The following is a 12,922-nucleotide window of genomic DNA, read 5'->3' on the forward strand; positions in this document are numbered from 1 at the left end:
CAATTATGAGTTAGCTCTAGGGGATGAAATTTAAAACCTCTAATTATAACATAAATCTTTTTTGCAAGAGGTCTAATTTTAATCTGACTCATAGCCAACCTTCTTCTGAAGATCGATCACGATTTCAAAGCAGCCATTCTGTAGCGTCTGGATGCTTCATTGTAGGTGACTTACGCCCGCTGACTGATGAAACCCGATTTCTTCCTATATTTATCGTTCCTCCTCGCAAATTTTAGTAAAAACCGGGAATAAGCGCTCATGCGTAAGCCCTGAAACTGTCCGAAGTGTTGATACATTCTATCTACTTTCAACAAGTTAGATGCGCGGAAAATTCAACCCTTCAGCGTTGTGACTTTCTGCAAACCAGAAGCATTGGGAGGATTCGCGATCAGATTGCGGATTTCATTTGATCGTGCAATGTACTCTCCATCGCTCAAAACAGCTTGGCTTCCCTCCAGCGAAATAGGATCTGCCAAATCTATCCAAGAACGGCAACCGCCGTATTCAGGAATGTACGGAATTTCTCGGGTTTCTGCAAGGCGATAAGCCCGCAGCAATAAAATATAAATTGGCTGATTTTGTTTCCATTTCAGGCGATCGCTGACAAATTTTTCATTCCAAATATGGTAAGGAAACAGCGCAGTAATTGCCGGTTCCCAAGCTACCAAAAAAACATCGGTAATCTCAGCCCAACTGCCAATTCTAATAATTTCCGGATGCCAACCAGATTCTACAGTTTTTACCTGACTCGCAAAATCCGGTTTTAATAAATCAGGCTGTTGGTGTTCAAAAGTTGGATACAGCACAACCTGTTTGTCATTGACATTGAACTGTCCTGCTTGCTCGCGAATTCCGCCCTTCCGCAACAGCACAATCGTTTGACCTTGTTCCAAAGCATTAACTGCTACATTCCATTCTTTCAGTGCGCGAGTAGTTGATTTCATAAGAATTTAGTCTTGTTTTAACAATAGTAACAAAATCGGTCCTCTCAAGCAAGTACAGCAACTTTTTTCTGTTAAAATTAGATAGCTTGAAGGTGAATACTAAAAATCTAAATCAGGACTTAGGGTATGAAAAAGCGACAATTGGGGACATCAGAAATTCAGATTACCCCGATAATTATGGGGACTTGGCAAGCTGGCAAGCGGATGTGGGTGGGAATTGAGGATGCTGAAACTGTCAAAGCAATGCGCGCCGCTTTTGAGGCGGGTATTACCACCTTTGATACGGCTGAGGCTTACGGAGAAGGGCATTCGGAACAAATTATCGGTCAAGCACTTTCAGATGTGCGATCGCAAGTAGTTTATGCTAGCAAAGTTTTCGCCAACCACCTGAAACCAGATTTGTTAATCGAAGCCTGCGATCGATCGCTAAAAAACCTCAACACCGATTATATCGACCTTTACCAAATCCACTGGCCCGCCGGCACTTGGAATTCCGAGTTAGTGCCAATTGCAGAAACAATGGACGCCATGAACAAGTTAAAAGAACAGGGAAAAATTCGGGCGATCGGCGTTTCCAACTTCTCCCGCGCCCAAATAGAAGAAGCCGCCCAATACGGACGCATCGACAGCTTGCAACCGCCATATTCTCTGTTTTGGCGCTGGGTAGAAAAAGATGCTATGTCCTATTGTGTGGACAATCATATCTCAATCATTGCCTATTCATCTCTAGCTCAAGGAATATTGACAGGTAAATTCGGACCATAACACAAGTTTGAAGAAGGCGACCACCGCGCCAAAAATAAGCTGTTCATCAAAGAAAATTACGACCGAGTGCAAACAGCATTAAATCAACTCAGGCCAATTGCCGATCGCCACCAGACAAGCTTAGGAAATTTAGCTTTAGCTTGGTTGATTTCTCAGCCGCAAACAAATGCAATTGTCGGCGCGCGCGACGGGGAACAAGCAGCCCAAAATGCTAAAGCTGCTGAGGTAAAATTGAGTGAAGAGGAATTAAAAGAAATTGACGCGATCGGGCGAACCGTCACCGATCGTTTAGACGATAACCCCGTTATGTGGAATTTCTAAAATAGTTTATTCAGGACTAGCAAAACCTCTATATGTAAGGTGCGCAGTGCGCACCTTACCCCGATAAATAGCGCGTAAAACCACTCTGAGAATAAGTTCTATAAATTTTATATAATAGTCGGGCAAGAGGTATAATATTTACTGCCTAGTACAAATATTCAAAGACATAAAATCTAAAATCCGTACTCCCAAATCTAAAATCTAAAATCTAAAATCTAAAGAGGTATAATATTTACTGCCTAGTGCAAATATTCAAAAACATAAAATCTAAAATCCGTAATCCCAAATCTAAAATCTAAAATCTAAAATCTAAAATCGAATGAGTTACTGCCTAAACCCCAACTGTTCCAAGCCGCAAAACCCTCCCGCAGCCAAAATTTGCCGAAATTGCCGTTCCAAACTGCTGCTGCGCGATCGCTACCGGGCTATAAAGGCGATCGGACAAGGTGGCTTTGGCAGAACATTTCTCGCCGTTGACGAAGACAAACCCTCAAAACCCCGCTGCGTCATCAAACAATTTTTACCCACAGACAGCCAACTCATCCCATCAGCAAGCAATCGCAACAGCAAAAAAGCAGCCGAACTTTTTGAACAAGAAGCAATGCGATTAGACGAATTGGGAAAACACCCTCAAATTCCCGAACTGTTAGCCTATTCCATCCAAGACAGCCGACAATATGTAGTCCAAGAATTTATTGACGGGCAAAATTTAGCACAAATTGTAGAAACAGAAGGCACATTTAGACAAAATCAAATTCAAGACTTACTCAATAGCTTATTACCCGTCCTTCACTTCATCCATTCCCACAACGTTATTCACCGAGACATCAAACCCGGAAACATCATCCGCCGCGCCGACAAACAATTAGTTTTAGTAGACTTTGGCGCCGCCAAAATTGCTACAGGTACAGCATTACTCAAAACAGGAACCAGCATCGGCAGCCCCGAATACATCGCCCCCGAACAAGCTAGAGGCAAAGCATTTTTTACCAGCGATTTGTACAGTTTAGGCGTAACTTGTTTGTATTTGCTAACTCAAGTTTCCCCTTTTGACCTCTTCGATCCTGGTGAAGATGCCTGGATATGGCGGCAGTATTTAGCGAATAACCCCGTCAGTGAAGAACTCGGTAAAATTTTAGACAAAATGATTGCAAATGCTACCAACCGTCGCTATCAAACGGCTGTTGAAGTATTAAAAGAAATTAATCCTCAAGTTGCGATCGATCTAGCAATCCCTCAAACAAATTCCAAGTTAGTTAAACCAGGAAAAACTCCTGCCCCGCCCCAACAGCCAACCTATAACTGGCAATGCCTTCACACCCTCACAGGTCACAAAAACTTAATTTACTCTGTTGCTTTCAGCCCCAACGGAGAAGTTGTAGCCAGCGGCAGCGATGACAAAACAATCAAACTGTGGCGAGTTGAAGACGGGCAAGAAATAGTTACTCTTACAGGTCATACTAACTCAGTTTATACAGTAGCCTTCAGCCCCGACGGGCTGATGCTAGCCAGCAGCAGCCACGACAAAACTGTCAAACTTTGGCGGATGAAAGATGGACAAGAAATCCGCACCCTGATCGGTCACAGTAACTCAGTTTACAGCGCAGCTTTCAGTCCAGATGGCGAAATTATTGCTAGCAGCAGTTGGGACAAAACAATCAAGATTTGGCGAGTCAAAGACGGGCAAGAAATTCGCACGCTTGCGGGTCACATCAATTTAGTTTATTTTGTTGCTTTTAGCCCTGATGGCGAAACTATTGCTAGTTGCAGTTGGGACAGAACAGTCAAGATTTGGCGAGTCAAAGATGGGAAGCTACTTCGCACACTTACAGGCCATACAGACTCAGTTCGCTGCATAGCTTTTAGTCCCAATGGAGAGTTTTTGGCTAGCGGCAGCCATGACAATACTATTAAAATTTGGTGGGTCAAAGATTGGCAAGAAGTTTTAACGATCGCAGGACATTCTTGGTATGTTGATTCTATTGCTTTTAGTCCCGATGGCGAGATTCTGGCTAGCAGCAGCAATCAAACTATCAAGATTTGGCGAGTGAAAGACGGTCAAGAAATTTGTAATATTGCGGGTCATACTAACTCGGTTTATTCTGTTAATTTTAGCCCGGAAGGAGAGTTTTTTGCTAGCGGCAGCAGTGACAAAACTATTAAGATTTGGCAGAATATGATGTTTGTTTAATTGCCCATAATTAAAGTTGTAAATCATGATAAAGATTGTAACCAAAAGATTTCTGCTGCGTGACTTTGTAGATTCCGATCGATCGCCATTCTTGGACTATCAAGCCGATCCGCGCAACCAGACATTTTACGAACCCGATCGGTCTAGTCCCGACCATGCCGCACGTCTATTCGAGATGTTTCAAGCATGGGCGGCCGATCGCCCTCGACTCAATTACCAACTGGCGATCGTACAACGACAGGAACCTTACGCGCTTGTCGGTTGCTGTGGACTGCGGGGAGAGTTGTGTGAAACTGGCGAGATGGAATTTGGTCTAGAACTGGCACCAGCCTATTGGGGGCGATATGCCTACGCGATCGAGGTGGGGCGTGCGCTGCTCGATTTTGGGTTCGCGGAACTCGATCTGAAGGCGATCTCCGGGTCTACCGTGAGTGCAAATACCCGGATCGCTCGGTTGGCGGAGTGGATAGGAGCAGAGGTGGTTGCTACCCGCCCAGGGTCATTATGGATGTCCGATCGCGGTTGGAGCGAGGTCGATTGGCGGATTGCACGGGCGCAATGGGAGCATCGTACTCTGCGGCACGGCCGATAATATATTTTTGTTTTGTGAACGCTTTATGAATGAGACAGCAGCCAATCAAATCCGTCAGCAGGTGGAAGCTGTGTACCGGTCCGAGTCGCGCCGCGTTTTAGCCACACTGATCCGCTTGCTCGGTGACTTCGATCGCGCCCAAGAGGCGATGCACGAAGCCTTCGCTGCGGCTGTAGCGCAATGGCCCCGCGACGGCATTCCCGCTAACCCGCGATCGTGGCTTGTATCTACGGGTCGCTTTAAAGCGATCGACACCATCCGGCGTCGCGCCCGCTTTGATACGCACTTGGCAGAACTCGCTCAACAACTCGAGCCGAGTGACACCACAATCGAGGATGACGAGGACGTTGAGGACGATCGCCTGCGCTTGATTTTCACTTGCTGTCATCCGGCCCTGTCGCCAGAAGCTCAGGTGGCGTTGACGCTGCGGGAAGTTTGCGGACTCAGTACCGAGGAAATTGCCAGCGCCTTCCTGATTGCTCCCCCCACGTTGGCGCAGCGGATCGTGCGGGCCAAGGCGAAGATCCGCGACGCACGCATTCCTTATCAAGTGCCGTCGAAAACCGATTTGCCCGATCGATTGGACACCGTGCTTCAAACGATCTACCTGGTGTTTAACGAAGGGTACGCCGCCTCATCTGGCAGATCGCTGACGCGGGCAGATCTCGCTGACGAAGCGATCCGTTTGGGACGGCTGGTAATGGAACTGTTGCCAGACTCCGAGGTGATTGGACTCCTGGCGCTGATGCTGCTGCAAGAATCGCGGCGCACCGCACGCACTTCCTCCACAGGCGACCTCATCCTTCTAGAAGACCAAGATCGATCGCTCTGGAATCAAGCACAAATTTCTGAAGGCAGGTTACTGGTGCAGCAATCGCTATCATCAGGACGGTTTGGTTCGTACACGCTTCAGGCTGCGATCTCAGCGGTGCATTCAGAGGCTCAGAGTGCTGCAGCAACGGACTGGGCGCAGATTGTGGGCTTATACGACCTGCTCGTGCAATTAGAGCCGTCGCCGGTTGTTGCCTTAAATCGGGCGGTGGCAGTGGCAATGCGTGATGGCCCCTTAGCGGGACTGCAATCGATCGACCAAATATTAACCCGTGGCGATTTGGCAGACTACCATCTGGCACACTCGGCGCGAGCCGATTTGTGTCGGCGGCTGGGCAGAACGGCTGATGCTAGAGAATCCTACCAAAAGGCGCTGGCGATCGTGAAACAGGAACCAGAGCGTCGTTTTCTCGAAAAACGCCTTCGCGAGTTAGGGTGAAAATTTTTTTTTTCTGCGCTGTCGATTTGCAGCCTCGCCGAACGACTACTAAATAGACCTCTTGCAAAAATAACTAGGACGGGCAAGATGCCCATCCCACAAGAGTTATTTTTTCTTGTGGGATGGGCATCTTGCCCGTCCAATAAATTTATGAAAAGGACTTTTGCAAGAGGTCTAATGAAGGCGACTATCTCAGATCGAATTTTGGAGCCAACGATGAAATACATATTGCTGATTTACAGCGACGAAAATGCCTGGACTGAAAGCGAGCTGCAGCAATGCTACGCAAAGTCTTTGCAGCTAACCCAAGAACTGCAAGCCAACGGTCAATATTTGGGTGCTTCGCCGCTGCACTCGATCGCCACAGCAACCAGTATTCGAGTGCGTGACGGCAAAAAACTTGTCACCGATGGGCCGTTTGCGGAGACGCGCGAACAACTCGGCGGTTACTTTCTGATCGAGGCCAAGGATCTTGACGAAGCGATCGCGATCGCAGCACGCCTACCAAGCGCCAGTAAAGGTACGGTTGAAATTCGCCCGATCGTGGAACTGTCGGGCTTGCCATCTGACCAGTAATTGCTGTCAATACCGCTCAACGCAAAGTTCCACATCAGCACTGACAAACTTTTTCAGAAAAAATGTTCAACTTGTCGATCGCGCGCACCTCTATTCGACTAGATGGTAGAGCAAGGGTTAGCAGTTTTCAATCTGCGCCCGGAAAACCAATCGACATCAATCAATAAGGAGATACCACGATGACTATGACAACCGAAACCACCAAAACACAAGTCGAAGCCCAGATTCGACAAATCATCGCAGATACGGCCAGTGCCATCTGCGCCAAAGACCTCGATGGCATCATGGCGCACTACGCCCAAGATGTGATTATTTTCGATGCAATACCGCCGTTCCAAACCAAAGGTGCAGATGAATTTCGACGGACGTGGGAGGCGTGCCTGCCTTGCTTCCCGGACTCCTTCGGGATTGAGATGCGAGACCTCAGCCTTACCGTGAGCGGTGATTTGGCGATCGCGCACTGGCTTTTTCACTTCACAGGGATGCCAAAAGATCACCCAGGGGCGCAGATGTGGATGCGAATCACCTCTGCGTGCCAGCGGAAACAGGGCAGATGGCAGATTGTTCACGAGCATTGCTCTGTCCCCTTCGATCCAGAAACGTCTCAAGCCGTTTTCACGAGCGCACCTTAGCCCAGCTCAACAACCACAAACAAAAGGAGATTTCACTATGAAAGTCATGGTTCTAGTCAAAGCTACCGAAGACTCAGAGGCAGGCGTCATGCCCAGCGAACAGCTTCTGACGGAAATGGGGGAATACAACGAAGCATTGGTCAAGGCGGGAATTATGCTCGCTGGCGAAGGGCTACATCCCAGCTCAAAAGGAGCGCGGGTAAGGTTTTCAGGCACAAATCGCAGCGTGACTGACGGGCCGTTCACAGAGACAAAAGAGCTGATTGCCGGATACTGGATCTGGCAAGTGCAGTCGATGGAGGAAGCGATAGCCTGGGTCAAACGCTGCCCCAACCCGATGCCAGGAGAATCCGAGATCGAAATTCGCCCGATCTTTACAGAAGAGGACTTCGGCGAATCCTTGACGCCCGAACTCAGGGAACAGGAAGAACGCATTCGGGCGGGGGCAGAAAAACTCCAGCGTTCTTGAGGGCATAAATACTGCCTAACTTTTCGTCCGGCAGCCACATCATTTCCTATGAATGGATTGCTCGATCGACTATTAACCAAAGGAGTACATGATGCAATCGAATACTTATCTCTTTTTTGACGGTGAATGCAAAGCTGCATTTAAATTCTACGAACAGTGTTTAGGTGGCAAAATCGACGGGATGATGACCTATGGGGATGCGCCCATGTCTGAGGAAATTCCCTCCGAACAGCGCGATCGAATCATGCACGCCAACTTAACTGTTGGTGAAATGGTATTGATGGGTTCTGACACTCCACCCGATTCCTTTAAAAAACCACAGGGATTCTCTGTGAATCTTCAATTTGACGATCTGGTCGAAGCGGAGCGGATCTTTCAAAAATTGGCAGAAAACGGAACGGTAAAGATGCCATTCCAAGAGACCTTCTGGTCTACCCGTTTTGGAATGCTTGTCGATCGATTTGGCACACCGTGGATGATTAATGTCCAGCCAGCTACCTAACCCTTTCAAGTTTGCTCACAGGCTTTACCCTTCTATTCAAACATTAGCGAAAAATCGTTAATGTTTCACCCTGCGATCGAAGTTAAAAAGGAGAAAACATGGCTACTAAAATTTTCGTGAATTTACCCGTCAAAAATCTCGATCGGTCTGTCGAATTTTTTACTAAACTTGGATTCAGCTTTAACGCCCAATTTACTGACGAAACTGCCACTTGTATGGTTGTGAGCGAAGACATCTTCGTCATGCTCTTGACAGAAGCCAAGTTCAAGGAATTTACACCCAACGCAATTTGCGATGCCACCAAGAGTACAGAAGTGCTGGTATGCTTGTCTTCCGAGAGCCGAGAAGAAGTGGATAAAATGATTCGCAACGCAGTTGCTGCTGGCGGAACGACCTACAATGAACCGCAAGACTACGGATTTATGTATAGTCATGGCTTTCAGGATTTAGATGGCCACATTTGGGAAACTATGTTCATGGAACCCAGCGCAGTTAATCAAGGTTAGGCATTTTCTATCTGCTTCCTGAAAACAATACAAAGCTCTTCTCAATGGGTCCCAGTTAGTGATTGCATTGAGAGGAGCGATCGAATATCCAAAAAGACTGCATAAACCATGAATTCATCATCTAAACCAGTTGGCTACAACTGCGTTTCGCCGTATTTCGTTGTCGATGGTGTAGCAGAAAAATGGCATTTCTCATTTGAGTATTGGCAGCGATCGAACTGAGGCGGTTCCCCAATGAATCGGGAAAGCCGATCGACTCTGAAGTCCGCATCAACGATACGGTACTGATGATTGCTGGTGGAGGCGATGGCTGGCCATCCTTTTTTAAACAGAAGTACGATCGCCCTTTTTAAACCTCTTCAACAACTCCGACGTCACCAAACCTTGCGGAAAAAATATCGTCCCCAAAACAATCAGCAACCCAAAAATAATTAAACGTCCATCCCGCAGAAATTGTGCTAACCAAATCGGCAATCCCTGAATAGTCGCCATCCCCCTCAAAACCTCCGGCAAAGCAGTAAATACCATACCACCCAAAACTGCTCCCAGAAACGTTCTGGTACCACCAATCAACACAGAAGTCAAGTAAATAATACTAGCATCAAAAGTACCTTGACGGGCGTTCCAAGTATTCAGGAAATGGGCACTAACTGCACCCACAACACCAGCTAAAATAGCGCCTAACGTGAAAGCCAAAACCTTATAAAAAGTTGGGTTAATGCCGATCGCATCAGCCGCTAACTCATCAGCGCGGATCGCCGCAAAAGCCCGCCCAACCCGAATCCGTTCCAGCCGATAGACAATCGCCATACTTACCAACAGTAAAGGTAGTACAATCCACAAATACTCGATCGGCGTTGCAAACGGTTGCGGAATCCCAAAAATGCCCACAGCCCCGCCAGTGATATCTAAATTCAGCGATAAAACCCGCAAAATTTCCACAAAAGCAATAGTTGCGATCGCCAAATAAATCCCACTCAAGCGCAGCGCCGGAATTCCCACCAAAATCCCCAGCAACCCCGAAACAACCCCTGCAATTATCATCTCTAATAACAACAACGGCACTGGAAATAAACCCCCTGTCTGTTGAAAAACCGTCGTAGATAAAATCGCCGCAATATACCCACCCAAAGCATAAAAACCAGGGCTAGCCAGAGACAATTGTCCAGTCATTAGAGGCAAATAAAGCGACATTCCCAACATTGCACCTAGCAACATCGAGACAATCAAAAATCCGTAAGTAGTAAAAAATTCATTCATAACTTTTTTTATTTCTTAGTCTCTTGGAGAGGGACTTAGTTTGACTCTTAAGCGATTTCAATCGCCGAATTTTCTGACACCTTTTAAATCAAACACCTCTATTTCTTAGTCTCTTGGAGAGGGACTTAGTTTGACTCTTAAGCGATTTCAATCGCCGAATTATCTTACACCTTCTGAATCAAACGCCGTCCCAACAAACCCTGCGGCCTAACCAATAGCATAATAAACAATATAGCAAAAGCAACAGCATCCTTATAAGCCGAAAAATCACCAGGCACAAAAGCCTCCACCAAACCAATTATAAAACCTCCCAAAACAGCCCCAGGAATACTCCCCAACCCACCAAGTACAATCACCGCCAAACCTTTCAAACCAAAAGCAATACCAAAATACGGCCCAGCAATACTCACACTAGAACCCACCAAACTCCCCGCCAAACCCGCCAGAAAACTGCTCACAAAAAACGTCAACACAATGTACCTATCAGTATCAATCCCCAATAAACTAGAAGTTGTCGCATCTTCAGCCACAGCCTGCATTGCTTTGCCAAATTTAGTAAAATTTATTAAGTAAGTTAAGACAGCCACAATCGCAACTGATACCGCAAAAATTACTATTTGAACAGTCCGAATCGGAATAGGTTTATCCGCTGTTCCGAAGTTAATTGCAGCCGGTAAATAGCCGTAAGTGTTAGCAGGAAAAGTGTAAATTTCCGCACCGACAAGATATTGGATGATATTGGCGATCGCAACAGCTACACCCAAACTAGAAACCACAGTCAGCAGAGAATCCGAGTGTCGCCGGCGCAAAGGCAAAAAAGCCACTCTTTCAACAATTACTCCCACCAAACCAGCCATGACACTTCCCAAAATTAACGCCACAGCAAAAGGCAAATCCACGGGAATTCGAGCGTTAGCCCACAATCCATTAAAACCGAAAGCACCTCCCATCAGTGCATAAGTGAAATAAGCACCCAAAGTAAATACTGCACCGTGAGCAAAATTAATAATTCCGAGAATAGAAAAGACCAGCGTGTATCCCAGGGCAAAAATAGCATACACGCTGCCGATCGACAAACCATTCAAAAATTGTTGCAAAAACAGAGTTAAGTCCATCACCCGTTAAAAATTGACCATCAAAGCCAAATCATTCAACAACAAATACGCTACGATTTTTCCCTTTTTCCTCTTACTTATTGGATTTTCTTGACATCCGTTAACTCCGTTCAGTCTGTCTAGGCAATCCGTTACCGAACGTTCCTTTCCCATCATTTCAAAAACTCAAACTTACCATTATTGCCATCCGCCTCCATCTTAATCCGTGCCACATAAAACTCTTTCTGATTAATCTCCCCTTCAGGCGTAAAAGAAATTTCCCCCAAAGGAGTATCGTACTTTCCACCCAACAACTGCTGATTCAAATTAGTACGCAATTCTGCCAAAGGATTTTGGCTAACCTTCGACTTAGCATTAAGTGCCTTTAATGACTCAACAAAAACTTGTACGCCAGTAAAAGCTTGAGCGCTAAATTGAGGCGGTTCCTTCTTAAATTGAGCGCGATAAGCATCGCGAAAAGCTTTATTAACTTCATTTTCATATTCCGGGCTGTAGGCTTGGGCAATCAAAACTCCATCACAAAGTGCTTTACAAACTGCAAACACATTAGAAGTATTCAGACCGTTGCCCCCAATGATAACGCCTTTGTATCCCAACTCCCGCAACTGCTTAATTAAATTGCCTCCATCAGCCGCCAACCCCGAAATAATTATCAAATCGGGCTTGACATTTATCGCATTAGTGGCTTGAGATTGAAAATCTGTATCAGTAGTCAAGAATTTTTGGACCGTTGCCAATTCCAGTCCCATATCTTTAACCGTTGTCTGAAAAGTTTCAGTCTCAGATTTGCTAAAAGCATCATTCTGAGCAAAAAACACGGCTACTTTCTTAATATTGGGATTTTGCTTAAGTGCAGCTTTCACCGCATTAGGTGCTACTACGGCGACAGGCGCGGAGACTCTGGCAACATAATCGCCAATCTGGGGAATGCCTTTAGCGGTGTTGGATGGTCCGAGTACGGGAATTTTTGCGCGATCGGCGATCGGATCGGCACTAAAAGCTTGTTGTGACAGGGTTGGCCCCACAATACCAACCACCTTATCCTGATTGATCAGAGTATTGAAAGCATTAATCGTCCCTTGTTCGTCTCCACCCGTATCTTGGAACACCAGTTTAATCGGCGTCCCATCCACACCGCCCTTATCGTTGAAATACTTCTCAGCAATTTTCGCCCCAGCCACCTGTTCCTGACCCAGTAAAGCCACATTGCTAGTTTGGGCCACGCCAATACCTATAGATATAGTGTTGGAACTACTCCCAGGTGAACTCTCTGGCGAAGCACCGGGAGATGGGGAAGTCGCCGGAGATACTGTAGTAGAGGTTTGGGGAGTGTTCGTCTGACTGCAAGCCAGCAGCAGTGAAGCGCAGGTAATGAATAAGCCACTAGGGCGGGCTGTAGGTTTTTTCATGAGCGGGCGATCGAACATCTATATATAGAACATCTACACGTAGAGATATTCTACCCATACGTGGTAGATGCTCCCCTCAAAAGTCCAATCTTGGCAAAAAAAAAGACCCAAGCCATAAAGAGGAGTCAGCCAGGGGATGACCCAACGCGGTGTAATAGCCAAAACCCTGACGGTGTATGGCTTCAAAAAAAACTCAAAAATACTTTCACAAAACGCTTGACAACATCTTGCGGAATCAGTATATTAATAAAGCGCCAGAAGGGAAGCGGTTCAAACAACCACAACCGGAAGGTAAAAACTGAACCTAGAAAAAAGAATAGTTTGAAAGCTTAAAGCACTATTAACCTCGTCAAAAAAATCAAGATAGAGA

The 12,922-nt window shown here is 46.3% G+C and carries 13 protein-coding genes and 1 pseudogene; 10 read left to right on the plus strand and 4 right to left on the minus strand.

The window, feature by feature from the left end; translation table 11 throughout:
• Positions 1–332: 332 nt before the first annotated feature.
• Entirely contained in the window at positions 333–944 is a 612-nt protein-coding gene (locus QUA54_RS32295; protein ID WP_333418899.1) for a DUF1802 family protein, read from the minus strand.
• Positions 945–1,121: 177 nt separating this feature from the next.
• Here QUA54_RS32295 and QUA54_RS32300 point away from each other — a divergent pair.
• The 10 genes and pseudogenes from QUA54_RS32300 to QUA54_RS32345 all read left to right on the plus strand — a co-directional run bounded on the left by QUA54_RS32300 (position 1,122) and on the right by QUA54_RS32345 (position 9,121).
• A pseudogene (locus QUA54_RS32300) lies at positions 1,122–2,030 on the plus strand (aldo/keto reductase).
• A gap of 319 nt (positions 2,031–2,349) precedes the next feature.
• Positions 2,350–4,221, plus strand: coding sequence for a serine/threonine-protein kinase (locus tag QUA54_RS32305; RefSeq protein WP_333418901.1), 1,872 nt, complete (start codon positions 2,350–2,352; stop codon positions 4,219–4,221).
• 25 nt (positions 4,222–4,246) lie between these two features.
• Positions 4,247–4,813, plus strand: coding sequence for a GNAT family N-acetyltransferase (locus QUA54_RS32310; protein WP_333418903.1), 567 nt, complete (start codon positions 4,247–4,249; stop codon positions 4,811–4,813).
• A gap of 25 nt (positions 4,814–4,838) precedes the next feature.
• Positions 4,839–6,083, plus strand: coding sequence for an RNA polymerase sigma factor (locus QUA54_RS32315; protein ID WP_333418905.1), 1,245 nt, complete (start codon positions 4,839–4,841; stop codon positions 6,081–6,083).
• A gap of 177 nt (positions 6,084–6,260) precedes the next feature.
• Entirely contained in the window at positions 6,261–6,659 is a 399-nt protein-coding gene (locus QUA54_RS32320) for a YciI family protein (RefSeq protein WP_333418907.1), read from the plus strand.
• A gap of 185 nt (positions 6,660–6,844) precedes the next feature.
• Positions 6,845–7,291, plus strand: a complete 447-nt coding sequence (locus QUA54_RS32325) for a nuclear transport factor 2 family protein (protein ID WP_333418909.1) — start codon at positions 6,845–6,847, stop codon at positions 7,289–7,291.
• A gap of 37 nt (positions 7,292–7,328) precedes the next feature.
• Complete coding sequence (locus tag QUA54_RS32330; protein WP_333418911.1) at positions 7,329–7,760, plus strand: YciI family protein; 432 nt, start codon at positions 7,329–7,331, stop codon at positions 7,758–7,760.
• Positions 7,761–7,848: 88 nt separating this feature from the next.
• Positions 7,849–8,262 (plus strand): VOC family protein, encoded by a 414-nt coding sequence (locus QUA54_RS32335; RefSeq protein ID WP_333418913.1) that lies wholly within the window; start codon positions 7,849–7,851, stop codon positions 8,260–8,262.
• A 98-nt stretch (positions 8,263–8,360) separates the two neighbouring features.
• Entirely contained in the window at positions 8,361–8,768 is a 408-nt protein-coding gene (locus QUA54_RS32340; RefSeq protein ID WP_333418915.1) for a VOC family protein, read from the plus strand.
• 203 nt (positions 8,769–8,971) lie between these two features.
• Positions 8,972–9,121 (plus strand): hypothetical protein, encoded by a 150-nt coding sequence (locus QUA54_RS32345; protein WP_333418917.1) that lies wholly within the window; start codon positions 8,972–8,974, stop codon positions 9,119–9,121.
• Here the strand turns inward: QUA54_RS32345 and QUA54_RS32350 are convergent.
• The 3 genes from QUA54_RS32350 to QUA54_RS32360 all read right to left on the minus strand — a co-directional run bounded on the left by QUA54_RS32350 (position 9,093) and on the right by QUA54_RS32360 (position 12,552).
• Entirely contained in the window at positions 9,093–10,028 is a 936-nt protein-coding gene (locus tag QUA54_RS32350) for a branched-chain amino acid ABC transporter permease (protein ID WP_333418919.1), read from the minus strand. The genes QUA54_RS32345 and QUA54_RS32350 overlap by 29 nt on opposite strands.
• Positions 10,029–10,192: 164 nt before the next feature.
• A complete protein-coding gene (locus QUA54_RS32355) occupies positions 10,193–11,143 on the minus strand; it encodes a branched-chain amino acid ABC transporter permease (RefSeq protein ID WP_333203818.1) in 951 nt (316 codons plus the stop codon).
• Positions 11,144–11,295: 152 nt separating this feature from the next.
• Positions 11,296–12,552 carry an ABC transporter substrate-binding protein gene (locus tag QUA54_RS32360; RefSeq protein ID WP_333418921.1) on the minus strand — a complete coding sequence of 419 codons (1,257 nt, stop codon included), beginning with the start codon at positions 12,550–12,552 and terminating at the stop codon, positions 11,296–11,298.
• Positions 12,553–12,922: the final 370 nt, after the last annotated feature.

Source organism: Microcoleus sp. MOSTC5 (assembly GCF_036701825.1).
GTDB classification, from domain to species: domain Bacteria; phylum Cyanobacteriota; class Cyanobacteriia; order Cyanobacteriales; family Microcoleaceae; genus Microcoleus; species Microcoleus asticus.

Coding starts and splice junctions, on each gene's coding strand:
- QUA54_RS32310 (WP_333418903.1), top strand. CDS start 4,247: ATGATAAAGATTGTAACCAAAAGATTTCTGCTGCGTGACTTTGTAGAT.
- QUA54_RS32340 (WP_333418915.1), top strand. CDS start 8,361: ATGGCTACTAAAATTTTCGTGAATTTACCCGTCAAAAATCTCGATCGG.
- QUA54_RS32315 (WP_333418905.1), top strand. CDS start 4,839: ATGAATGAGACAGCAGCCAATCAAATCCGTCAGCAGGTGGAAGCTGTG.
- QUA54_RS32330 (WP_333418911.1), top strand. CDS start 7,329: ATGAAAGTCATGGTTCTAGTCAAAGCTACCGAAGACTCAGAGGCAGGC.
- QUA54_RS32305 (WP_333418901.1), top strand. CDS start 2,350: ATGAGTTACTGCCTAAACCCCAACTGTTCCAAGCCGCAAAACCCTCCC.
- QUA54_RS32325 (WP_333418909.1), top strand. CDS start 6,845: ATGACAACCGAAACCACCAAAACACAAGTCGAAGCCCAGATTCGACAA.
- QUA54_RS32320 (WP_333418907.1), top strand. CDS start 6,261: ATGAAGGCGACTATCTCAGATCGAATTTTGGAGCCAACGATGAAATAC.
- QUA54_RS32360 (WP_333418921.1), bottom strand. CDS start 12,552: ATGAAAAAACCTACAGCCCGCCCTAGTGGCTTATTCATTACCTGCGCT.
- QUA54_RS32335 (WP_333418913.1), top strand. CDS start 7,849: ATGATGCAATCGAATACTTATCTCTTTTTTGACGGTGAATGCAAAGCT.
- QUA54_RS32350 (WP_333418919.1), bottom strand. CDS start 10,028: ATGAATGAATTTTTTACTACTTACGGATTTTTGATTGTCTCGATGTTG.
- QUA54_RS32295 (WP_333418899.1), bottom strand. CDS start 944: ATGAAATCAACTACTCGCGCACTGAAAGAATGGAATGTAGCAGTTAAT.
- QUA54_RS32355 (WP_333203818.1), bottom strand. CDS start 11,143: ATGGACTTAACTCTGTTTTTGCAACAATTTTTGAATGGTTTGTCGATC.